The sequence below is a fragment of the Nostoc sp. genome, from assembly GCF_036917455.1.
Taxonomy (GTDB): domain Bacteria; phylum Cyanobacteriota; class Cyanobacteriia; order Cyanobacteriales; family Nostocaceae; genus Nostoc.
The window spans coordinates 65054-87131 of sequence record NZ_JBALDK010000095.1 but is presented as its reverse complement, the minus strand read 5'-3'; the positions used below and the strand labels follow the sequence as shown (position 1 = coordinate 87131).

The window sequence follows — 22078 nt, the reverse complement described above, 5'->3', positions numbered from 1 at the left end:
ACTGTGTTGTTATTTGTACACAGTATAGCTTCGACAACGACAGCTCAACGAGCGGAGGTGTTAAGGCTCCGTAGCAACGTATGTACAAAGAGAGTTATTAGCCAAGCTTTTTAGACCCGTTAGACAAACTTTTTAGACCATTGCGGCTTGGAATTAATAGAACCTTGTGGATAATAATCTGCTCGTACCATTTTTACTGTTATTTCTTTTAAGGCTTGTCCTTTTCTCTGCCCTATCTTTGTAAAAGAATTTTCTAAATACACAGCGTCAATCTGAGTCTTAATAATTGTCAAGAATTGTTCTGCATCTTGTTGAGAGAAAGCATTTACAAACACTTTGCTATTGTCTTTTAAAGTCAAGATTAATTCCCATGAACCTTTCTTGTAATTTGGCAGAGAAGTCTGTTCAGTTTCAATTGAGTTTTTTGGATGTGGGATTGTTATTGGATACCAATCACTTCCTAGCGAATTATCACTTTTCAACTCACGGAATAAACAAACTAATTGCGGAATATGTCCATCGGGAGAAAGTTGATAGCGTTCAGGCAATGATGCTATTGCAATAACATTTGACGAGCCAGAATTTTCAACTTTGCATTGCTCGCCTGCAATTTCTGCCATCTGTTGGAATTTCAATAGTTCTTGAACTTCAGTGCCTTGAATAACAGTTATTGTTCGGGTTCCATAATTGGGCTGGTGAGTATCGCTACATCCTTCAAAAAATGGAACGGTAATTGTTGTTAAATTCACTTCTGCGTCCTTTCCGTTTTCGCCCTTTGTCCCTGGTTCGCCTTGTGGCCCTGGCTGTCCTGTAGCGCCGGGTTCACCTGGAAGACCTTGCAATGGGGGTAAGGGTATTCCTGGCTCGCCCTTTGGCCCTGGTTCGCCTTGTGGCCCTGGTTGTCCTGGAGCGCCTGGTTCACCTGGAGGGCCTTGCAATGGGGGTAAGGGTATTCCTGGCTCGCCCTTTGGCCCTGGTTGTCCTGGAGCGCCTGGTTCGCCTTGTGGCCCTGGTTGTCCTGGAGTGCCTGGTTCACCTTGTGGCCCTGGTTGTCCTGGAGCGCCTGGTTCACCTTGTGGCCCTGGCTGTCCTGGAGCGCCTGGTTCACCTGGAAGACCTTGCAATGGGGGTAAGGGTATTCCTGGTTCACCTTGTGGCCCTGGCTGTCCTGGAGCGCCTGGTTCACCTGGAGGGCCTTGCAATGGGGGTAAGGGTATTCCTGGATCGCCCTTTGGTCCTGGTTCACCTTGTGGCCCTGGGGGCCCTGGAATAATTGGTTTAGCTAGTGATGCTTCTGCTGTAGCTAGTGCAAGTTCAGCAGTAGCAAGAGCGGCGGCGGCTTCTCCTTCTGCTACAGTGCCAAGTTGGAGCGCTGAAGCTGCTGTACCTTCTGCTAGTTCAGCAGCAGCGAGGGCGGCGGCAGCTTCTCCTTCTGCTACAGTCCCCAAGCTGATAGCTACTTTTACTTGTGGTTCGAGGAACGCAAGCTCTGCTTGTTGAAATTGAACTTGCGCCGCAATTGGTTGCAATTCTGCAATCGCAGTTTCTGCTGTAGTTAAAGCAATGCCAGCCGTTGAACCTGCTGCAATAGCTGTTTCTTCAGCAGTTCCAGCTAAAACTTCCGCAATCTGAGCAATTGACAATGCTGAATCGGCTGTTCCTTCAGCCGTAACAGCTAATCCTAATGCTGAATCTGCTGTCAAGTCTGCTTTCTGAGCTAGGGTTAATGCTGGTAATGCTGTTCCTAATGCAGAGTTAGCTGTAGCTTCAGCAGTTCCGGCAAGAGCTAGAGCGGAACCAGCAGTTCCTTCAGCAGTTCCAGCAAGAGCTAAAGCAGAGCTAGCAGTTGCACCCACTCCCACTATTTCGACCTCTAAAGTAATAATTTCAGCTTGAGCCGATGTGGCTAATGCCAAAGCAGAGCCAGCAGTTGCACCTACTCCCACTATTTCGGCTTCCATCACAACAATTTCGGCTTGAAGTCCGGCAGCAGCAGCAACAGCAGCCGCTACTTCTGCTCCTAATGCCGCGATCGCAGCAAACACACCTTCAAGTGCAGCAGCAATCAAAGGAGCGGCTACTACTGCTACTACTGCGGCAATTCCAGCACCAATTGCGATTAGTTTTGCTTCTAGATCGTGAAGTTCAGTTTCTAGGTTCCCAATTTGGATTTCGTCTTGTGCTAATTGGCGGTAAACATCAGCTAACTGATGTTTAAGTGCATCAATCTCGCCCTGAAGATTCGCATTATTTGAACTATTAATTAAATTCCTTAATTCATTAATTTGACTCTGTAATTGCTGACAGCAATCACATTGATGTCCAGCGCAATTGCTGATATTTGAAAGTGAGGTAATTAAGGATTGACCAGCACTAGACATCTAACAAACCTCACTCCCAATTTTAGAAATCAACGCTTCAGCTGAATCAAATTCGCCCTGGTCGATGCAAACTTTACCATCTGGACAGAATGTCGTCGGGTCAACGCATTTTTTGCCCGCCGCACAAGCACCGCCGTTAGCGCAGACGGCTTGACAATCAGTTAAGTTAGCGTAAAGTCCAGGAGTATTGTATTGGGTTGAAACAGTACATTTCCCATTGATGCAATCATATAAAGCTATAACTGGCTTGCAAGCTGTACAATTTCCAAACGTCTGATAGCCACTGGTAGGTGTGTCGTTTGTGGAACTAGAGACGGCTTGAGTTCCTGTACGAAAAACAAATCCACCTCCCCCTAGTCGGCTGCCATCTAAAAATAAAGCTTGTCCCCCTTCCATTGCTTGAAAAGAAGGGGAATCCCCACAGGCAAAATATTCATAGAAGGCATCATTATTTACCCCTTGTCCAGAAAATCTATAGCAATTACTCATTTATCTAAACTGCATTAGGATCAAAAGTTGGAGCAGTGTAAGTGCCATAAAATCGTTCAGCATACTGAAATTGAGTTCTCGCAATACCGTTTTTTGTGATGGGCGATGAAATAGTTAAAGTGCTATCAACCAATACAGATTGGTCGGTGTTTGCAGAAATCCAATTGTGAGCAAAGCTGACGAGCGCTGCATACAGTTCCAAAGCGGTTGGATTTGCGCCTGTAAGAGCAGGCAGGGAAGTCAGAGGAATTTCTAATACTTTTGGTGAACCGGAAAATGTTGAGTTTGCACCAAACAAGTCAGTGATTCCAGGTTGCATAACGAATTTTCTCTTGAAGTGAATAAATCCGTTGTATTCGCTTTAGAAATTCATGTAAATGTTCCACTTTTATGTAGAAGTGGAATATTCACTGATGCGGTGTATCCATTGCTGCGAATAGGATTGAGCGAATATTTGCTAATAGTAAATATTTAGATAATTCCGCTTTCACCTCTGACTCAGGTAAAAGCGGAATATATAAAATTAATTCTGAACCTATGCCAAAGAATAACAGAAAGGGGAAAGCCGCCGTCTTGACAGATGGTGAATATTCAAAAATTAGACGGCAGATCCGAACTGAGAAGTACAGATTGCTTTTAGACTTAGCGTGGTTTACGGGTGAAAGGTGGGGCGCTTTGGTACAACTGAAGGTGAGCGATGTTTACGATCGCAAAGGCCAGCCCAAGTCAGACATCATTTTCCCCGCCATCATCAGAAAACACAGGCCAGACGGGACAGCTGAAACAACGGAAATCCCAGTGCATCAAATTTTGAAGGAGTCCCTGGAGCGATACCAACCCCAAACGGATAGTGAGTGGCTATTTCCCTCAAGATGTGGAACTAAGCCAATCTGTTGGAAAAATGCCTATAACATTTTCATGCGGGCATCGGACGGGGCAGGATTTGAGGCTAAAGGAATTTCTACTCATAGCACCCGCCGGAGTATGGTCAACAAATTGCGGCGAGCGGGAGTTGCTAAAGAAATTATCCGCACTTTCACTGGACACCGCGACAACAAGGGACTTGACCCTTATTTTGAAATTGAAATGGACGAACGCCGCGGCGCTATAGCAACTCTATGAATGCCAAACTCCTATTCCTCCAAATCGAAATCTTCTTTGAGCGCTTGCAGCAAGGGGAATATGACCATCCCCTGTACTTGGCGATGGCACTCGAAAATTTAGCGAGTCAGGCATGGGATGAGGTAGACCAGGTTTACCCATATTTGTGAAAACACAGCTTCAGAGGATACTCTAATGTCAGTTGATAACACCTAACCTCATAGTTCTTGCGATCGCCAACGGAAAGGGTGGGTACACCATCGCACGCAAGTGGCGATCGCTTTTCATTAGTCATTAGTCATTGGGGAATAGGGAATGGGGAATGGCGAATGGCGATCGCAAAACAAATTCGTAACTCGTAATTGCATTTTCTTGTCAATCGCTGTATCCTGCCTTGACACAGGCATTTAAAGAAACAGCTAATGCTCAGACCAGGAAAAAACAGCACCAGCTTCGGGCCAACCTGGAACCACGGGAAAACGAAAACTATCCGCGTGCCCATTGTCTTAGAAAATCAGATTTTGGATTACGCTAGAGCGGTAGATTCCAAGCTGATATTTGATGAATCTCGAAATATCCCCGAACTCACAGGGGATTTTTTACAATTTATTGACCGCTACATTGCTTGGAGAACTCAAAATTATCGGTCTACCCAGAAATTTACAAAACCGGATATTACCGCTCGCACCTAGGATGAACTACGGAAGTTTCAGAAGTTGCTGAGGGAATCTCCTGAGTTGTTGAAGGAATAAAGCCTTGGCGACAAGCTTGACAAAACCAACGCTGTTTTAGAAGGCCGTTAGACAGCTTGTAGCTGCCGTTTTTAAAAACGCGCATTCCGTGGCATTTCGGGCATGGTGGACGGCTCATGTTTCCAGCCTTTGATTAATTTCTCAATCTCAATTGGTAATTTACCATCTGCGATCGCAGTTTCTACCAACTCCCTTCTCCCCTTTGCGGTAATACTGTCCACACTGCCGATATAGCGGCGGTTTTTCTTCCTGCCCGTCATCCAACAATACCGAAAATACCAATATTTATTACCAGACCTTTCCACCCAGTAGCGCTCTACCCAGTGGGTATCGTGTTGGGGCGCAACTTTTTGGGTAATGTGTGATACCTGCGCCCCAACACGAGATTCTACTGTGGTCGCAACGGTGCTTGTGGTAACTTGCGCCCCAACACGTGTTCGCCACTCTGCCCAGGCTTGATGATAATCATCCAAGTTTTTAAAATCGTCTGGGTCTGGTGGCTCGTCGCTATCGTCGTAGAAAATTGTCAGTTGACCGTCCGAGTCTAATTTGTGGGGTACTTCTCCAAAGTCAGCAGGATTCCACCTCTGTTCTGGTTCCTCGTGTTGGGGCGCAAGTATTTCATCCCAGTAAGGATCGTGAATGGTAGTGCTTTTTTCAAAAGTTGGTGCAATAGCAAATAATGCTAATTGCCCAGGCACATCAGAATTATGTTTCATAATGTTTTTGAAGTAAGAATTCATGGCCGTGACAGCGGCCTTTTTTTATCAATCAACTTGTGGATTGATAATTGAAAGCTTCTAGCTGTAATTTCACTGCTTCATTGATAGTTGAGGCATTTTTTATTACAAGGCTTATGGCTTTATCAAATGTTCTAGGGGCGCTCATACCGTCATTTTGGTATAAGTATTTGAATTTCTGAAAGAATGAAAGGGTACATTCTTTAGTGAGTTGAAGAAGTTGTTTAAATCTGTCCTCATCAATTTGCCATTTGTACCTGCTAACAAATAATTCCCTAAAAGACTGTTCGGGTTCTTCTCCTCTGGACAATTTCATACAGCGCTCCATAGCATCTGCCAATTTATCCGCGATTTTTGTCCCACGAGAACGAACTCTCTCAAAGAGTTCGTTCATAGTGGGTTCTTCATGAACTTCTTCTTTGAGAAGTTCATGAGAAGATAATGAAGAGTTACTGAGAGGTTCTGGAACCCCAGTCTTTGCAATGCTTTCACTCTTGATATCCGCCACGGCTGCGGCGGATATCGTTGAATCTGTGGCGGATATCGTTGAATCTATGGCGGATATCGCTGAATCTATGGCGGATATCTCTGAATCTGTGGCGGCTATTTCAGAGTTCCAAAAGTCTTTTATACGTCTAGCACCGTGTAAATTGATGACTGACCATGACTCTGTTTTGCGTGAATCATCTGTGGAAGTCTCACGCTTGAATTGAAACAGACCTTTCTTTGATAAAGCAAGTCTTGCTAATCTAAATGCTGATGATTTTAATGTGGTTGTTAGCTTGACCCATCGACTACCAAAGGGGTCTGCTTGCCAAGATTCATTCCACAATGATTGGATGCTTTTAGCTTGATTTAACACCCATGTCATATCCGCTACTGGGATTATGCAATGGGGTTTATTGTATTTAATTGGTTCTCTCTTCTCTGTGTTTTTAGAGATAGAGACAACTTTGGGTTGTGGATAAAAAGCTTGATTTTGTATGCTATTTTCTGGCATAATATTGTTAGTTTGATTTCAATCAGAAAGCCACCACCGACTAGATATCTGGGTGGCTTTTTGCTTTTTTTAGATTTTCGTAACTTTGTTACTTGGACTGGGGCCCAAAATGTTCGGGTAACTCGTTAACTCGCTCAATCTTTAGTTCATGGCATAACTTTTTAAATTGAGATACGGTGAGCCGGGCTTCGGTCTTTCCTGAGATCCATCTTTGGTAGGTGGCTCTAGGAATACCGCAACGCATAGCGAGTTCATCTTGGTTTAAATCGGTTCGTTCTATCCTTAGAGCGTCCAATGGTGAATCACTCTCCTGTTTCTGTCGTTTGCTTTTTGCGTTCATCTTACCCGTTCGTATCTCATTATGAAGCCTCTTGTTGACATAAGCAACAATGAAGCCTCATAATGAGACTTGTATAGACAACAAAAGACCAGCCAAGCTAACTGGCTTCGGAAAAGTGCGTTATTTGATTGGTCTTTTTTCAGTCTCTCACTCAGAAGTAAAGCTTCTGTGATCTCGCTCCCCCACGCCTAGACCTTGCGTGGTCAAACCGGAGAAAGCACCCGCACCATTGCCCGGAGCGGAAACACCCTTTACATGAAACAAACTTACCCATGAACCAACATGCCAACCACAATCCGAGAACTGATCGAAAACCTGAAGCATTATCCTCTTGAGACGGTAGTAGTCATAAGAGATGTTGACGATACTGAATTTGCGATCGTTGATTACCAATCTGTGATTAACACCGTAGAAATAGTGATCGGTGAAACCGAAGACGGGGAGGAGGGAAACTAAAAAGTGCTAAAACTCAGTGATAACAAGCTTTTGACCAAAATGACCTGACTGCTAAAGCAGTAGTTAAACACCTCTAACACCGATTTAACCGTCACTTAAGACCTATTTAAGTGCTGCTTGAGCATGATTAAAACTCACCATAACCCTAATATGCAATCACTATGGAAATACTAGAAGCCATTAGCAATGGCACTAAAACACCACTAAGCGCCGAAGAAAAGCCAAAGAAAGACAAGCGCAAACGCAACTTGCCAATTTTACAAGCTGCCGCCGCGATTGCAGATATGAATTCAGTCGATTATTCAGGTTTGGCTGACAGGACAGGGGTTCAATGGGACTCCCTGAAGAATTATGAAATGTTTAGTCTTTCAGCAGATGGTTCATTTCCCCTAATGAAAGTCAGCCGTAGCAAAGCTGTTCGCCTTGCAGATCGTGAGGTGATCATGGTTGGCGGCGGTGTCTGTTTTCGAGTCTCCTTGTCAAATCATCCAAATCAAAACAAGCCCCAGTCTTGACCTGGAGCTTGTTAAAAGACGATTGAATCGTCTACTAGCTAATCAAAACTTACCATGAAACCACTAAAACCCAAAGAACAGAAAGTAGTTGACGAATTTGAATCGGCCCGTCCTGGGCTGGGTGCGATCGCAGAAAATAACATCCGCAACAACGATAAAACAGGCTGGGCTGACATCATAGCCGATACCCCAGACGATGAACTGGTAGCCGGTGAAGGTTCTGCTAGCAATTCCTTCATGTATAAGAGGATCGGCTGATGACACCACTGATCAAACTAATTAATCAAGCCACACAGCTAATGGATGAAATAGCTATTCATCCAGACTACAAACTACTTGTAGCCAAAGGATATTACCCAGACCTGACTCTAGGTGATGCTCAAACAGCGCTTGATTACCTAAGTTGTGAAGTTGATCCACCAACACTTACGGTTCCTGAAATCCCTGAAATTGAGGTGAAAGGATGAATCAAATTTTCATTCTGATTCTCATTGCTTCAGCGCTAATCATCGGCATCATTGCACTTTGTAAACAGCAAACTCAGCATCCTTTTTACTTAAAAATTGAGGTGCAATATGGCAAATGATCTAATAGATATCAAAGTTGCAGCGCCCCCAAGATCCACCACAGCCCACACCTGGGTAGAGATGCATTTACCCAATGCCAAAACCCTTGGACGTTATTGTGCATGGGGAATAGGGCGTGTAGCCTTTTCCCTTGGGCTGTTTAGTCTTTATGGTGTCACTGCTGCCCTGAAATTGGGTATTACCATCACCCAAGCTACCGAGAACGCCATCAAAAAACTCCTGAAGGTTTACGATGCCTTGCCTTATGCTGGTGTTCCCATGTCTCAAGTCATTGAAGCCAGCGCTGCGGTAATTGAGGAACCACTGGAAATCATCACCGATATCATCGCCGCCATTGAGGGTAAACAGGTAATGATCATCGGCGAGATGGGTACTGGCAAATCAACCCTAGCCCAATACCTAGCCTACACAGTGGGCGGACGGGTTCGCGTCTACGAGTGTGAAGGTACACCGACCGACTGGCAAGGGCTTGAGGTAATTGGTAAAGGCGAAAATTGGGCCGCAATTGAGCGCGGTATGGCTGAGGATCTAGACGATTTAAGCAACCAGCTAAAGCTACGGAACGAACGCGGTGATGGTGCTTTGGCTGGAACTGAACGAGTCATGATCGCGGAAGAGTACCCCGAACTGGTATCAAAAGTGTCAAGTTCCGGCGAATGGCTAGAACGTCACGCCAGGAGGGGACGTAAAGCCCGACGTTTTGCTGTTCTTCTCAGCCAATATGACCGAGTAGCCGCCTGGGGACTAGACGGTAAGAGCGATTTAGCTGATGCTTTCTACCGTATTCGCCTCGGTAAAAAGGCGATAGCCCACGCCAAATCATTGAAAAATGAGCAGCTTATTAACTGGTTAAAAACTGACCAGTCACACTGTTTACTTGACGATCAGCCCTTGAAACTCCCTCCATACAGGGAGATGAAAGCCGCAACAGTTCGCGGTGGTTCGACCATAGTACAACCTTACGTTGACTTCGCGATCAACCCCGAAAAACAGGCTAAAAATGACCTTAAACCCGCTTCGAGAGCGGATTTGGAGGAAAATTGTTCCGAGAATGACCGGGTACTTTGGCGGCTAATTCAACGCCTGGGAGGTGGAAAAAGTGATAGTGCGATCGTGACGGAAGTCCTTGGCTTCACTGGCAAGCGCTATGGGGAGGGGGCAGCGCTGCTGGAGCGACTTAGAAAACAGTTCGGGGGGTAATTGAATTGCGATCGCGCTTTGGGAGAAGTGCGATCGCTTTTTCCCAACACTTCAAACTTGTACAAGTAAAAAATATCACATTTTTGCTATGACTAAACATGATACTTGGGTGAAACTCAAACCCGGCAATCCTTACGAGTCAATCTTAAAACTCTTTACAGGGGGACGCATACCCGTGCGTGACCCTTTCCCAATGGAGCGAGTCAAAACAACTGACGGGGAACAACTAGCTCTGTGGATTATTGATTTGGAACGCCTCAGTAGCATTCAATCTATCGCCATAGCTCAACTTATTGCTGACAGTTCTGGTGCTGATCCAACTGAAGTTGCATCTGGGGCAGTCGGCGTTGGTGGCTTTGCTATGAAGCATCAGTGGGTTGACTCTATGGAATGCGGCGACGAAGGTATCCAAAGGCAAAAGGAACTGGCGGATTTTTTTGAAACTGCACCACAGCCACCGAGTACTCGTGCATACACAGAATTTTATAACAGCCAGCGCGATCGCTGGATTGAAGGGGATGAAGTGCCGCCGCCGATTAACTCTATTGAGGATGTTGACCCACGCTTGAGAACTCCAGAACTGGAGCAAGCTCTAAAGATGAGGAAGATTGAATTTGCGATCGCTAGTCGTAGCTACTCAGTGTTTGAAGTTTTGAGTGGTCGAGCAATGACTGATGTTCTCAATCAAGTTGACCCCGAAAACTCATATTCATTAGTTGGTTACGACGAATTTGATGAGGACGAAATTTATGAATAATTTGAATATTTCCCAACCAGATCCAGATTGGGACTATTACGAAGTCTGGCAATTATTAGAGGCTATCAAAAATAAAATTAACGCTGGAGTGAAGTTTATCTCTGGTGAAGAACTGGCAGACAACACAACGGATGAAAAGCTTAAGCAAATACTTGAGCCAGCCTTAGAACAACTAGAAGAACTTATCGAAAACCATTTAACAGATTATTCCGATGACCATGACTAAGGAATCACTTGATAAATTTGTTCTTGTACCCAAGGATGTATTTGTACTAAACACTTTAGCTATGGGAGTAGCTATACAATTTCTTGCCAAACTAACAGGGGAAGAAATAAAAGCATGGAAAGAATATGTAAGTGGAATAGCTAGTAAGCAATACAGAGAATTATCTAGTCGAGAAATCCAGGAAATAGTTGATTCTATTAAAGATTTAAAACCGCCTGATGAATCGTAATTGCGATCGCGCTAACAGCGTGGGCTACCTGACACAGTAGCCGAAACGGTGGAAACGATGCCACCGTTGCGGGTTGTGTCCAAAGCACCCGTCCCACTGTTTCTAGAGAATGGGGCGTTAGCAATGAATCGCACACCCAAAAGTGGGGTGTTGGATACTTCAAGCGCACCTTCTCTAGAACTACCGGGTTAAACCCAGCGTTAAGAGTGAATCGCGCCCCTCTTTTGGTGGGGTGTTAGGGGATTCAAGCGTACAAACTGGGCTTTTAAATAATTCGTGGTAGCAACACGAATGTCAAAAAACCCCGATTAATCAGCCGAACCATGACAATTAAATCTATTATATCCTTGGGAGTTGATGTTAGTAAGTCAAGCGTAACTTGCCATATTTTAACACAATATCCTATAGGTGGATTGAAGACCTACTGGCAAAAAAGCAGAACTAAAGCTAACACTTTATTCCCAACTTTTTACTCTAGTCCCAAGCGCAAAAGCAAGCAGAAATCAGCTTTTGATTTTGCTGATTATGTAACCCAGAATAAACCTGATGTGGCAATCCTTGAACCGACAGGAAATCATTATTCTAGGTTATGGGCGAGAATTCTGGAAAGCTTAGGAATAAATATACTCTGGGTTGGTCACATTGAGTTACGCCGCTATCGCGGTGGAAAGAATCTACCTAATAAATCTGATGAGGCCGATGCTTTAGCTATGGCTGCCTACGCTGTAGATCAGGAAAACTATTTAGAGTCTGGTGAACTTAACCCACGTCAATTTCTAATGCACCGTCCAGAGCTAATTGACCAAGTGCGAGAACTGGTTCAGCAACTTGAACACCTAAACCGTGTTCAATCACCGATTATTAACTACACTCGCCAGATCCTAGCGTGGCAATTCCCAGAAAAAGCACACAGTAAAACTGAAAGTACTAAATTGGGTAACGTTCCGCCGCTTTGGGGCTGGTTGGCCGAAAGGGAATTAGAGGTACACCCACAAAGTTACAAATCCATATCCAAGAAGTACCAGCAATCGGCGGCGGTGCAATTTGGGTTAGCCATAGATCCGACTGTTCGCCTTCATGCCGATTGGTTGTGTGACATCGACATCGAGGAGCAGCGACTAGAAACAAATCTCAAGTCGCTGGTCAATGATGAGCTTTTCTTAATTTACAACTTGATTTTTGACCAATTTGCTTTTGGTCTTAGGATTCGCGCTCGCTTACTCAGCCGAATTTACCCCTTTGAAGCTTTTCTGAGTAATGGTAAACAACTGATTGAACGAGAAATCCGGGAGGTAAAGAAAAAACAAGTTAGCCGCGAGAATGGTAAATCTGTGGTGAAATTTCTCCCTGGTGATGTCAAGCGAGTCAAGCGCAACCGTTCAAGAGACGCTTTCAAGCTCAGGCTAGGCATGGGAACTGTCTTAGAGCAGTCTGGGGACAAATTAGTTGAAAAAGGAGCCGGCAGCGCTCTATGTCGAATGAACTTCTGGCAGCACGTGATCACTAAGATCGAAGTCGATGGACGGTTGCCTGATAATCTTATAGGGAGGGAAATTGCTGATTACAAAGAAACGCTCAAAAAAAATGTTGATGGTTCTGGTAAACAGCTACTCAACGGCAAGCACTTACAAAATAAGCTGATGTCTAAGGTAGCGAATCTATTATTTAGAGAGTTATCTAGAGCGATAGCTGCGCCAACGCCAAGGGCGAACGCAAACCAGCAAAATTAATTAACTGTCCAGTGAGCAGTATAGATAGTTCACTGGACAGTTAAAATGTCGCAAAAAGGGAATGACTCTTGCTTAATGAATTTTAGTTTGAGTGGACAAAGGATAATTACTAGAGTGAAGTATCAAGCTGGGGACGAGTTTTTACAACAACTGCCGCTAATTTTGGCGGGGCCAATTCTAAAACATACTGAACCAGAGTCAGTGACAGTATGGGTGGCTCTAAAACAGTCTTGTCAAGTAGAACTCAAGGTTTATGAAACAACAAATGATGGTGAAGCGCTAGGAAATTGCTTGTTGGAGGCAGAACGATCGAGCTTTGCTCTAGGTAAAAATCTTCATGTAGTTGCTATAACGGCTCGATCTCCAATTGGGTATCGCCTAACAGGAGGTTACATCTATGCATACGACCTCCAGTTTACGCTTGCTGACCAAACCCGGCAAATGCAACAAGCATTATGCTCAAATTCTTCTCCTACAGTCAGCATCAGCTACTTTGAGCATCAGAAACCAACCTTTGTTCTGCCGCCAAACCGTCTTCAAGATTTGCAAATTGTCCATGCTTCCTGCCGTAAACCTCATGGTCATGGGTTTGATGCACTGCCGATTCTTGACAGTTTGATTGAGGCTTCAGCTAATCAACCCCAACATCGCCCTCATCAGCTGTTCCTCACTGGAGATCAAATTTACGGTGATGATGTAGCAGATCCATCGCTGTGGGTTGCCACTAGTCTGGGTGATGCCCTGTTGGGTTGGGAAGAACAACTGCCAGTAAATGGAGTTTACTGCACCCCCCAGCAGCTACCCCCTGGAGAGCGGACTGATGTTGCCACAAATCAAGCTGGTTTGACCGCAGGATTACATAATAAATCGGAAAAAGTTAACAGTCATCTGTTCAGCCTGGGTGAATATTACGCTACTTATTTACTAGCTTGGTCGCCAGTGTGCTGGCCGACTACATTTCCCCAAGGACATCAAGTAACGCGCGATCGCCATGCTATCAAAGACTGGAACCAAGCGGTCTGGCATTTACGGCAATTCATCTATACGCTTTGGAAAGTGCGTCGCGCCCTTGCTAATATTCCCACGTACACTATCTTTGATGACCATGATGTTAGTGATGACTGGAACTTAAACCAAGCTTGGTGTTTGCGAGTGCTGGGTCGTCCCTTGGGGCGAAGAATAGTCCAAAATGCCTTGTTAGCTTACACGGTATTTCAAGGGTGGGGCAATACACCAGAGCAATTTGCAAAGGGTAAAGCCGGTGAAAAGCTGTTGACGGCTGCACAAGCTTGGTCAGCTTCCCTTGGGATGGATGCAAAGGCTGATGAAGCGATCGCTCGTTATGTCGGGATGCCAGCCAACGATCCCGCTACAGGCTTACCTATTTTAGTCCGAGACGGTGCGGTATTTATTCTGGATCGAGATCCGGAAGCACTCACTTGGCACTATATAGTCAGGAGCGATTGCCATGAAGTAATTGTGCTAGATACACGCACTTGGCGCGGTTATCCAGCCGATCAAAAACCAATCGCGCCGCCGATGCTGTTGTCTCCGCAAGCCTTTGAGCAACAACTAGTTTTACCTTTACAACAAGTAGTTGAAGAAACTCAGATTCAAAATACATTTGTGATTGCACCCACGAATGTATTTGGAATGCAAGTCGTTGATTGGATTCACCATTGGAACTTAAAACAAGAGAAAGTTTTTTCAACTGATGTCGGAGATGCTTGGAACATTAATATGAGGGCACTGGCGAAATTTCTAATCACCTTGTTTGAAGAACGTCAACAAATAGTTATTCTCTCTGGAGATATCCATTACAGTTCTGTTGCTCACTTGTCTTATACACGCACCCATTCCAAATTGCAGTCTGTCTTAGTGCAGTTAACCGCTAGTGCATTGAAGAATGAAGAAACTTTGACGCGGCTAATTCATACACGATTGAAAGATTGGCTGCTACCAGAAAAGGTGCGACATTGGATCGGGTGGATTCATCCACCCAATATGGTAGAAGTTTCTGCAAAACAATTACACCATAATCGCCAGATGCTGACTAACTCTGACTGGCATTGTGTGCTGGAGTGGATACCTCGAAACAGCGTTCAGACTTCTCGCTTTGGAGCAGATATATCACCATTGGTAGCTCCCTGGAAACGAGCCGAGAATGCTAAATGGAAATGGTTACAATCCCTGATGTTTTGGAAATTTCGTTGGTTTCAAGACGGGCGAGAAGTAGTTGGATTGAATAATTTAGCTCTGGTTCATTTTGAGTTTGCAGATGCGAGTAATTCTGACAAAGTTATTCAAGATTTGTACTGGTTTTCTTCTTGGTATCCAACCCAAGTCGTTTATAGCCGTTTTGAGAGCGAGTTAACACCTAATCAGTCTTTATTAGAATAACCAGCTTTATTTTATGAATGAAAATTTATGTTGTATATCTGGGCACTCTAGATTTGAGAAACTTACTGGAGAGTGATTTCTATGTCTACGACCCCAATTAGTGCAACATTAGCACAAACACACAGAGATGCGGTCTTCCAAGGGATGAACATTTGACTTTGGAGGTTAAAATCTGAGTTACAAGAAATATAAATTACCCGCATTAGCACAACTAAGCAATCTCGAAACAATTCGCAAGCAACATCTACAAAAAGTTGTCAGTAGCAGATAAACGCAAATGCAACTAGCTCCCTTGTTCCCAATTGTCTATCGTATTCTCCAACCGAGTTTTCCCAATTGCCTTTGGCGTGGAAATCCTCATACTAAAGCGATCGCACTAACCTTTGATGATGGGCCACATCCTCAATACACACCCCAAGTTTTGGCAGTGTTAGACCGCTACCAGATTACAGCTAGTTTTTTTTGGTTGGGTGTTTGCGTCAACCGTTCACCAGCGATCGCTAAAGCCGTTAGCGGTAGCGGCCACTGGATCGGATTGCATGGCTACGATCATCGCTCTTTTCCCCTACTTTCCCCAAATGACTTGAAGGACAGTTTAGAAAAAACCCAAGCTGCTATCTACAATGCTTGCAATCTACAACCCGAACAAGTGCGAGATGTCCGCCCCCCAAATGGTTTTTTTACACCTGCTAGTTTAAAATTATTTTTTCAGTGGAATTATCGCCCAGTCATGTGGAGCGTTGTCCCAGAAGACTGGGTGCGGCCAGGTGTCAACACTGTGGTAGAGCGAGTTATGCAGCAGGTAAAAAATGGTTCGCTGATTGTCTTGCATGATGGTGTTTGCGGTGGAGAAGATGTTGCTGCCATAATTCACATTCTCATTCCGCGACTGCTACAACAAGGCTATGAGTTTGTGACTGTTGATACTCTTTGGCATCAAGCTAAGACTAACTAAAGTGTTGATATTTGTAGGCTTTTAGTGTTAGCCAGCAGTTTCAATCCCATCGGCATCCAACGAGATTGTTACATTGTTGTATTAGGTTTCACTGCATTTGTCCAATACTGAAATGTTTCACCTCCAATGCGATCGCTATCTTCACGGTAGATTTGCCGCAAACATTCATAAAATGCTTCGGCTTCATTCTCCAACCCGAATGTGATTAAGCACTTTAATATCCAGGTGATGCGAAGATAATTGTGGTTAAATATACAGACCCATTCGCGTTTGCGATTTTGATAGTCTTCTGATTGGCTGACAACTATTTTTCCGTCATTACTTTCGTGGCGTTGCAACCCATAAAACTGAAGCATAACTGTCAAGGAGTGCAGCAAATTTTGACGGAGGTGGGGGTTATTTTGAAATACTTGAATTACTTCCTCATCAACGATGGGTGCATCAGGATTGAATGCACTTCGCTCAAGCAAAGGAAACAACCACTGAATGTAATCGTGGGCACACTCTAATTCTTCAAAATCCCAAGCCCACATCTCTTGAATCGTGCGACCTTGTGAATCTTTTTGTTCTCCTAAATAGAATGGAACAAGTATTGCAGTGAGATGTTTTTCATGATTCATTGCAAACCACCTTCACAAATCAACATCAGCAGATAATTTTGTAGTTTTTTACATGAATTTTCTGAAATAATTTACACTTTTGACTTAACTGCTGGGTGTGATGCTTGTAAAGGCTGAGGCAAATTCCAGTCGGGACGCAAGCTAGCGGCATTGCGTAAATAGATATGATGAATTGAGGCGGAGGCTGGCAGATAAGCGTGAATTAAGAACCGAATACAGCGCTGTAAGCTACCTTCAACGTGCATTTGTTGCACATCCAACATAGCCACATTATCCCAACCTGGTCGCGCTCTGGCGATCGCAGCTGGAAAAATCGCATCCAAATCACGTGTCACAGAGAAAGTCACACTAATCATATCCGTCGGCTGGAATTGATTCCGGTTTTCCAATTCATCTAGTAGTTCTGTCACCACCTCTCGAATTGCCTCAACAGTATTTTCTGAAGCAGTTGTTGCTCCACGAATAGCCCGCATTTGCCACTCCACGCCAAAATCCTCCTTAATTAGTCATTGGTCATTGGTCTATTGGTCATTGGTTATTTGACTCTGAACAAAGGACAAAGGACAAATGACCAATGACAAATAACCATTTATGGCCGATATAACCACAACGGTAAACCACTAGTAGACATTTCAAATTCAAGCCAATCAATACCAGCTCGAATTCCTGATGAAACCTGACGACTCCCTGGTAGAAGACGACTCAATAAGGGTTTACGTTCTTCTAGGGTATAGCAGAGAGTTTTTTCTGGATCGAGTCCGACTAATTCTGCTGTCCAGCGACGGGCATCTTCTTCTGTGCCCAGGCGGTCTACAACACCCAATTCTAGGGCTTGCTGTCCAGTAAAAATCCGACCATCAGCGAAACTTTTCACAGCTTCTACTGTTAAAGAACGGCCATCAGCTACCGTTTGGACAAACTGTTGATAACTTGTGTCAATCAACTCTTGCAGGATGTTTTCTTCTGGTTGAGTCAGCTGCCGGTCAAAAGCCAAAATGTCTTTATAAGGCCCAGACTTAATTACCTGGAAGGAAACACCAATTTTTTCTAGCAAGCGTTCCAAATTATTTCCGCGCAAAATCACACCAATACTACCCGTAATTGTCCCTGGGTTAGCGACGATGTGTTCCGCTCCCATACCGATGTAGACACCTCCAGAAGCCGAAATATTGCCAAAGCTTGCGACGATTTTAATTTTTTCGCGCAGACGCTTCAGGGCACTGTAGATTTCTTGAGAATCTCCGACTGTACCGCCAGGGCTGTCAATACGTAGCAATAATGCCGGAAACTTCTTTTCTTCTACAGTTTTCAGTGCTTCTAGGACGCGTTTGCGAGTAGCACCGGCGATCGCACCAGTAATTTCAATCCGCGCAATTTGTTTTCTAAACTTGGGCTTAAACGGCCAAACCATGAGCTGTAAACATACCTCGTAATAAACTTAATATAAGATCCCCAAAGGTCAGACGACCTCCTTTGCTCTGTTAAGAAACATGAGCAGGCATTTTGCTCATCAGGATTTTAAGGAAGTTTTTATCTTTTGCAGTGAGTTTTATTTGATATTCTCGATGAATATTAATAAATTCCTGAAAAATTGCAGTCAATACAAAATGCCAAACTCTAGTTTAGCGTCCAACATGGTGGTTTAGCACAGACTATTTTAGCTGTTTTGCATAATTCAAAGTTTCAAAGCCCTTACTATACTAGCTTTTTGACTGTTTTAGGATTGTTTTACTGCGATCGCGCCCATGCAAAAATCCTCAGTAATTAATAACTAATAACTAATTAACAATAAGTATTTAATTTAATAATTTCGGTATTCAATTTAATTAATAAAAATTCATTCAGCAACACTAATCCCTATTTAGGTTAAGACCAGTAGTACTTTCACTTTGGAAAATATCAATTTTTCCTCTGTTGTACAGGCCATGAATACCTGACGAAGCTATTTACACTCTTCAGGAATCTATCCGTAAAATTTGATACCGATAGCAAACATACGTATCAAACAGCGCCCCAACGAAACTACAGGTCAAGCTAATCACAAATAATCCCCGGAGGGGAGTTCCACTGCCAAAGGTGGCAAGAAAGTGCATAATCTGAGTAGCGATCGCCTCTGTTAAGTCTTGTAAACCTGGAAAGGAACCAATGAGGGATAGAAACAGCAGTCCGCCGCCAACGAGGAAGATGGGAGCGACAAAACTAAAAATGATTGTGAGTAGTAAAGAGCGGAGAAAGTTAATGAAAATAGTCATTTACGACAAACTCCGTGAGTAGAGATGACAATAGCTAGATAGCGGTTTGTCATTTTCTACAATACGTGCGATCGCTCCTAAGCAGACAATCTGTCAAGAATCTTAAGTTTTAATTAAAATAAACGGCTATTAGTTACAGCACGTGCTGGGGATATAATAAAATGAATTAAATCTCCAAAAGCCTTGCAAAATCAAGGTTAAAACTAAGTTAACACCTATATTATTGGCTTGCGGTACCTTTAGTAACAGCTTCATTTTCTGAGAGCATCTTTAATCTAAGTTAATAATCACCCCCATTGTGAGTAAGAGGCAGGAAGGAGAAATAATCAATCCCCAATCCCCAATCCCCCATTCCCTATCCCAATGACTTCCGCTATTCTTAAGGCAGTTACCGAGTTAGCTACAGAACATTGAACCAGACTACATCCAAATCCAGTTTAGGAGAATGGAGTCAGCGATTGCTGGCGGCGATTTTTCTGGGTGGGCAAGTCCTAGTTCACCTATTGAGAGGCAAAATCCATCGGCGCAACACCTTGGAACAAATGGCAGCAGTTGGGCCCGATTCCCTATTTATTGCCCTATTGACGGCTATTTTCGTCGGCGCGGTGTTTACCATTCAGGTGGCGCGGGAATTTATCAACTTTGGCGCAGGAAACATTATCGGCGGAGTGCTTTCTGTAGCGTTGACACGAGAACTCTCTCCTGTGTTGACAGCAGTGGTTTTGGCGGGACGAGTCGGTTCTGCCTTTGCAGCCGAAATCGGTACCATGCGAGTCACAGAACAAATCGATGCCATGTTGATGTTAAAAACAGATCCAATCGATTACCTGGTTATTCCCCGCGTTCTTGCTTGCTGTTTGATGCTACCAATTTTAACCCTCTTATCTTTGGTAACAGGGATGTTCGGAGGATTTCTAATTGCTACAAATGTCTACAACCTATCTGATACGGTATTTATAGACTCAGCCCGTAACTTTCTTGGCATCTGGGATATTTTGAGTGCGATGATTAAGGCGTGTTGCTTTGGAATTTTAATCGCCGTAATTGGTTGCAGTTGGGGGTTGACGACAACAGGAGGAGCCAAAGGTGTAGGACAGTCAACCACAACTGCTGTTGTGACTGCCTTACTGATTATATTTGTTAGCAACTTCTTTCTTTCTTGGTTAATGTTTCAAGGGCTTGGCAGTGCATTCTTGAAAGGCTTATAAGAGAGACGCGATTAATCGCGTCTGTGCAGGAGTTAAGAGTTATGAGTTAAAACTCCGAATTCCTCACTCTTAGTTCCTGACTCCTAAAATAGGAGATATGCCTACTAAATAAAGCAGGATTTAAGACTGTGACCAGTTCATTTGCTCCTAACTCCACATCAACTGTGGAACTAAAGCCTAGTTACAACATACCTATAGTGTTGGTAATTACTGCTATTCCCCTACTGTTGGTACAACCGTGGGTAGGCTCCATTTTCACACTATTTGGTTTGTTTCTCATGTTTCAGGCGTTAACGCTGCGTTTGCAATTTACCGTCACCGACTTAGATATTTACAGAGGCGAAAAATTAATTCGGCGCTTTCCTTACCAGGAATGGCAAAACTGGCGGATTTTCTGGAATGGAGTCCCTATCCTGTTTTACTTTAAAGAAATTAAAAGTATTCACTTTTTGCCGATTTTGTTTGACCCTAACACCTTGAAAACTTGCTTAGAACAACGTTGCCCGCGTATTTAGTCGTATTTAGTGCTGATACTGATTAAATCTGAGGTTTATCCCGAAATTGGGGCAAAATCCCCAAATATTACTAAAGTTGATTTTATGCAGCTTTATAAAGAACTGGTATGAGTCTCATCTGTGCTGAGTCGTTTCGATCTAAACTCATAACTCAGCACTCATTACTCACGACTTTTATAGCCGGTCAATTGTAATATTTCTGAAAGCTATTTATTCGCGTCATAGGAATTACACTATTGTTTATGAACCCAGAGGCATCTCAAACCCCAGAACCAATTGATGAGCGGTTGGCAGAAATACAAGAACAGAACAATGCAGTTGAACATCCAGTCAATCCATCTGTTGAGTCAGTGGGAGAAACAGGAGGCGTTAGCTCATCAGAAGACTACGCAACTTTTGAGCCACTCATCTCCAATGCAGAAGTGGTAGATACTACAGTAGAGCTAACAGAAAATTCAAATGGCGAGTTTGTGGCGCAGTCGGAACCAGAAAATACCGCACTGGGGTCAGAAATAGGATCTTTATTATATGCAGAAGCAGAGCAGCGAGTGGCAGAGTTGCAGAGCGCTGAAGTAGCCCTAAAAGAAGAAATAGCCAAGCTGCAAGCTTTTTACAAAAACCTTCAGGTACAAGTGAGTGAAACTCAAACTTCACTGGGACGACTCGTGCAAGAGTCGCTGGTGCAGTTAGAACAACGCAAACAAACCCTACAAATTTCTGTAGAACAACTAGAACGTCGTCAAGAACGTATCCGCAACGAGATGCGAACCACTTTTGCTGGTACATCCCAAGACTTAGCAATTCGGGTACAGGGTTTTAAAGACTATCTCACGGGTAGCTTACAGGATTTGGCTGTTGCAGCTGAACAGTTGCAATTAACACCAACTGTGGTGGAACGAGAAAAACCATCTGTAAAAGAGGCTAAACCAGTTGAACCCCAACCTGGAATACCGCAATTTGCCCAACAGCAGTTTCAAGATACTACAAAGCAAATTCGCCGCCTAATTGACCAATACCGCAATAAACCTGATTACTACGGCCCAGCATGGCAACTACGCCGTACCTTTGAACCAATCCACGCAGAACGAGTTTCTAACTGGTTTTTTACCCAAGGGGGACGGGGTGGTTTGCGGACAATGGGCAGCCGCTTACAAAATATTCTGATTGCCTCATCTGCAATTTCGATATTACACAAGCTGTATGGCGATCGCATTCGTACTTTAGTCTTAGCTAATACACCAGAGCGATTAGGTGAATGGCGGCGCGGCTTGCAAGACTGTCTGGGAATCGGTCGCCCAGATTTCGGCCCAGACCGAGGCGTGGTATTATTTGAGGCATCTGATGCTCTGGCTCAGAAAGCAGACCGATTGACGAAAGCCAATCAATTGCCTTTAATTATCATTGACGACTCTGAGGAGCAAATCAGTTTGTCCCTACTGCAATTTCCTTTGTGGTTAGCTTTTGCTCCCGATCCCAAAACCGTGAGAAACTATGATGATGATTTTTAATTAGTCATTGGTCATACCAATTCTATGCTTGACTGTATTTACATAGGGGCAATTCAGGAATTGCCTCTCTAGTATGTAGTTTTGTTTAATTGCTATAGGCGCATTTTCAAAAAGAAA

At 43.9% G+C, this 22078-nt stretch carries 30 protein-coding genes; 19 read left to right on the top strand and 11 right to left on the bottom strand.

Annotation, left to right across the window (positions count from 1 at the left end):
• Nucleotides 1–119 precede the first annotated feature (119 nt).
• Genes V7K42_RS10765 through V7K42_RS10755 form a run of 3 tightly spaced genes read right to left on the bottom strand, consistent with a single transcriptional unit; the run spans nt 120 to nt 3189 of the window.
• Entirely contained in the window at nt 120–2381 is a 2262-nt protein-coding gene (locus V7K42_RS10765; RefSeq protein WP_334915988.1) for a hypothetical protein, read from the bottom strand.
• Nucleotides 2382–2870, bottom strand: coding sequence for a hypothetical protein (locus tag V7K42_RS10760; protein ID WP_334915986.1), 489 nt, complete (start codon nt 2868–2870; stop codon nt 2382–2384).
• Nucleotides 2871–2874: 4 nt separating this feature from the next.
• On the bottom strand, nt 2875–3189 hold the full coding sequence (locus V7K42_RS10755) for a hypothetical protein (RefSeq protein WP_334915985.1): 315 nt from the start codon (nt 3187–3189) through the stop codon (nt 2875–2877).
• Nucleotides 3190–3407: 218 nt separating this feature from the next.
• Between V7K42_RS10755 and V7K42_RS10750 the strand changes: the two genes are divergently transcribed.
• The 4 genes from V7K42_RS10750 to V7K42_RS10735 are packed head-to-tail and all read left to right on the top strand — an operon-like array spanning nt 3408 to nt 4663.
• Nucleotides 3408–3992: a tyrosine-type recombinase/integrase gene (locus V7K42_RS10750; protein ID WP_334890627.1), complete on the top strand. Its 585-nt coding sequence runs from the start codon at nt 3408–3410 to the stop codon at nt 3990–3992.
• Complete coding sequence (locus V7K42_RS10745; RefSeq protein ID WP_334915983.1) at nt 3989–4141, top strand: hypothetical protein; 153 nt, start codon at nt 3989–3991, stop codon at nt 4139–4141. The genes V7K42_RS10750 and V7K42_RS10745 overlap by 4 nt, the downstream gene beginning before the upstream one ends.
• A gap of 57 nt (nt 4142–4198) precedes the next feature.
• Nucleotides 4199–4333 carry a hypothetical protein gene (locus V7K42_RS10740; protein WP_334915981.1) on the top strand — a complete coding sequence of 45 codons (135 nt, stop codon included), beginning with the start codon at nt 4199–4201 and terminating at the stop codon, nt 4331–4333.
• 60 nt (nt 4334–4393) lie between these two features.
• Nucleotides 4394–4663: a hypothetical protein gene (locus V7K42_RS10735; RefSeq protein WP_334915979.1), complete on the top strand. Its 270-nt coding sequence runs from the start codon at nt 4394–4396 to the stop codon at nt 4661–4663.
• 131 nt (nt 4664–4794) lie between these two features.
• Here the strand turns inward: V7K42_RS10735 and V7K42_RS10730 are convergent, their stop codons facing one another.
• From V7K42_RS10730 to V7K42_RS10720, 3 genes are all read right to left on the bottom strand, one after another.
• Nucleotides 4795–5442: a hypothetical protein gene (locus tag V7K42_RS10730; protein WP_334915977.1), complete on the bottom strand. Its 648-nt coding sequence runs from the start codon at nt 5440–5442 to the stop codon at nt 4795–4797.
• A 52-nt stretch (nt 5443–5494) separates the two neighbouring features.
• Nucleotides 5495–6463: a hypothetical protein gene (locus tag V7K42_RS10725; RefSeq protein ID WP_334915975.1), complete on the bottom strand. Its 969-nt coding sequence runs from the start codon at nt 6461–6463 to the stop codon at nt 5495–5497.
• A gap of 88 nt (nt 6464–6551) precedes the next feature.
• The gene (locus V7K42_RS10720; RefSeq protein WP_334915973.1) at nt 6552–6803 is read right to left on the bottom strand and encodes a helix-turn-helix transcriptional regulator; all 252 of its coding nucleotides are present in this window, start codon (nt 6801–6803) and stop codon (nt 6552–6554) included.
• 282 nt (nt 6804–7085) lie between these two features.
• On the opposite strand from V7K42_RS10720, the gene V7K42_RS10715 reads away from it, so the two are divergent.
• The 9 genes from V7K42_RS10715 to V7K42_RS10675 all read left to right on the top strand — a co-directional run bounded on the left by V7K42_RS10715 (nt 7086) and on the right by V7K42_RS10675 (nt 10773).
• Nucleotides 7086–7259 carry a hypothetical protein gene (locus tag V7K42_RS10715; RefSeq protein WP_334915972.1) on the top strand — a complete coding sequence of 58 codons (174 nt, stop codon included), beginning with the start codon at nt 7086–7088 and terminating at the stop codon, nt 7257–7259.
• Between the two features lie 161 nt (nt 7260–7420).
• On the top strand, nt 7421–7774 hold the full coding sequence (locus V7K42_RS10710) for a hypothetical protein (RefSeq protein ID WP_334915971.1): 354 nt from the start codon (nt 7421–7423) through the stop codon (nt 7772–7774).
• A gap of 54 nt (nt 7775–7828) precedes the next feature.
• Nucleotides 7829–8032 (top strand): hypothetical protein, encoded by a 204-nt coding sequence (locus V7K42_RS10705; RefSeq protein WP_334915969.1) that lies wholly within the window; start codon nt 7829–7831, stop codon nt 8030–8032.
• Nucleotides 8032–8241, top strand: a complete 210-nt coding sequence (locus V7K42_RS10700) for a hypothetical protein (RefSeq protein WP_334915968.1) — start codon at nt 8032–8034, stop codon at nt 8239–8241. Before V7K42_RS10705 ends, V7K42_RS10700 begins: the two co-directional genes overlap by 1 nt.
• Entirely contained in the window at nt 8238–8360 is a 123-nt protein-coding gene (locus V7K42_RS10695) for a hypothetical protein (RefSeq protein ID WP_334915966.1), read from the top strand. The genes V7K42_RS10700 and V7K42_RS10695 overlap by 4 nt, the downstream gene beginning before the upstream one ends.
• Nucleotides 8350–9561, top strand: coding sequence for a hypothetical protein (locus V7K42_RS10690; protein WP_334915964.1), 1212 nt, complete (start codon nt 8350–8352; stop codon nt 9559–9561). Before V7K42_RS10695 ends, V7K42_RS10690 begins: the two co-directional genes overlap by 11 nt.
• Before the next feature lie 88 nt (nt 9562–9649).
• Nucleotides 9650–10318, top strand: a complete 669-nt coding sequence (locus V7K42_RS10685) for a hypothetical protein (RefSeq protein ID WP_334915962.1) — start codon at nt 9650–9652, stop codon at nt 10316–10318.
• A complete protein-coding gene (locus V7K42_RS10680) occupies nt 10311–10544 on the top strand; it encodes a hypothetical protein (RefSeq protein ID WP_334915961.1) in 234 nt (77 codons plus the stop codon). Before V7K42_RS10685 ends, V7K42_RS10680 begins: the two co-directional genes overlap by 8 nt.
• Nucleotides 10537–10773: a hypothetical protein gene (locus V7K42_RS10675; RefSeq protein ID WP_334915960.1), complete on the top strand. Its 237-nt coding sequence runs from the start codon at nt 10537–10539 to the stop codon at nt 10771–10773. The genes V7K42_RS10680 and V7K42_RS10675 overlap by 8 nt, the downstream gene beginning before the upstream one ends.
• On the opposite strand, the gene V7K42_RS10670 is transcribed toward V7K42_RS10675, so the two are convergent.
• Nucleotides 10742–10936 carry a hypothetical protein gene (locus tag V7K42_RS10670; RefSeq protein WP_334915958.1) on the bottom strand — a complete coding sequence of 65 codons (195 nt, stop codon included), beginning with the start codon at nt 10934–10936 and terminating at the stop codon, nt 10742–10744. The genes V7K42_RS10675 and V7K42_RS10670 overlap by 32 nt on opposite strands.
• Before the next feature lie 160 nt (nt 10937–11096).
• On the opposite strand from V7K42_RS10670, the gene V7K42_RS10665 reads away from it, so the two are divergent.
• The 3 genes from V7K42_RS10665 (at nt 11097) to V7K42_RS10655 (ending at nt 15858) form a co-directional block, all read left to right on the top strand.
• Nucleotides 11097–12503 (top strand): IS110 family transposase, encoded by a 1407-nt coding sequence (locus V7K42_RS10665; RefSeq protein WP_334915956.1) that lies wholly within the window; start codon nt 11097–11099, stop codon nt 12501–12503.
• 114 nt (nt 12504–12617) lie between these two features.
• Nucleotides 12618–14903 (top strand): PhoD-like phosphatase, encoded by a 2286-nt coding sequence (locus V7K42_RS10660; protein ID WP_442938552.1) that lies wholly within the window; start codon nt 12618–12620, stop codon nt 14901–14903.
• 277 nt (nt 14904–15180) lie between these two features.
• Nucleotides 15181–15858 (top strand): polysaccharide deacetylase family protein, encoded by a 678-nt coding sequence (locus V7K42_RS10655; protein WP_334915953.1) that lies wholly within the window; start codon nt 15181–15183, stop codon nt 15856–15858.
• Nucleotides 15859–15926: 68 nt separating this feature from the next.
• On the opposite strand, the gene V7K42_RS10650 is transcribed toward V7K42_RS10655, so the two are convergent.
• The 4 genes from V7K42_RS10650 to V7K42_RS10635 all read right to left on the bottom strand — a co-directional run bounded on the left by V7K42_RS10650 (nt 15927) and on the right by V7K42_RS10635 (nt 18730).
• A complete protein-coding gene (locus V7K42_RS10650) occupies nt 15927–16478 on the bottom strand; it encodes an opioid growth factor receptor-related protein (RefSeq protein ID WP_334915951.1) in 552 nt (183 codons plus the stop codon).
• Nucleotides 16479–16549: 71 nt separating this feature from the next.
• Nucleotides 16550–16951 (bottom strand): chorismate mutase, encoded by a 402-nt coding sequence (aroH, locus tag V7K42_RS10645; protein ID WP_334915949.1) that lies wholly within the window; start codon nt 16949–16951, stop codon nt 16550–16552.
• Nucleotides 16952–17067: 116 nt separating this feature from the next.
• Nucleotides 17068–17889, bottom strand: a complete 822-nt coding sequence (sppA, locus tag V7K42_RS10640) for a signal peptide peptidase SppA (protein WP_334915947.1) — start codon at nt 17887–17889, stop codon at nt 17068–17070.
• A 544-nt stretch (nt 17890–18433) separates the two neighbouring features.
• Nucleotides 18434–18730 carry a hypothetical protein gene (locus tag V7K42_RS10635; protein WP_334915945.1) on the bottom strand — a complete coding sequence of 99 codons (297 nt, stop codon included), beginning with the start codon at nt 18728–18730 and terminating at the stop codon, nt 18434–18436.
• Nucleotides 18731–19140: 410 nt separating this feature from the next.
• Between V7K42_RS10635 and V7K42_RS10630 the strand changes: the two genes are divergently transcribed.
• The 3 genes from V7K42_RS10630 to V7K42_RS10620 all read left to right on the top strand — a co-directional run bounded on the left by V7K42_RS10630 (nt 19141) and on the right by V7K42_RS10620 (nt 21961).
• Entirely contained in the window at nt 19141–19938 is a 798-nt protein-coding gene (locus V7K42_RS10630; protein ID WP_334915943.1) for an MlaE family lipid ABC transporter permease subunit, read from the top strand.
• A gap of 128 nt (nt 19939–20066) precedes the next feature.
• Nucleotides 20067–20453, top strand: a complete 387-nt coding sequence (locus tag V7K42_RS10625; protein ID WP_334915941.1) for a DUF3119 family protein — start codon at nt 20067–20069, stop codon at nt 20451–20453.
• A gap of 242 nt (nt 20454–20695) precedes the next feature.
• Nucleotides 20696–21961, top strand: coding sequence for a DUF3086 domain-containing protein (locus V7K42_RS10620; RefSeq protein WP_334915939.1), 1266 nt, complete (start codon nt 20696–20698; stop codon nt 21959–21961).
• Nucleotides 21962–22078: the final 117 nt, after the last annotated feature.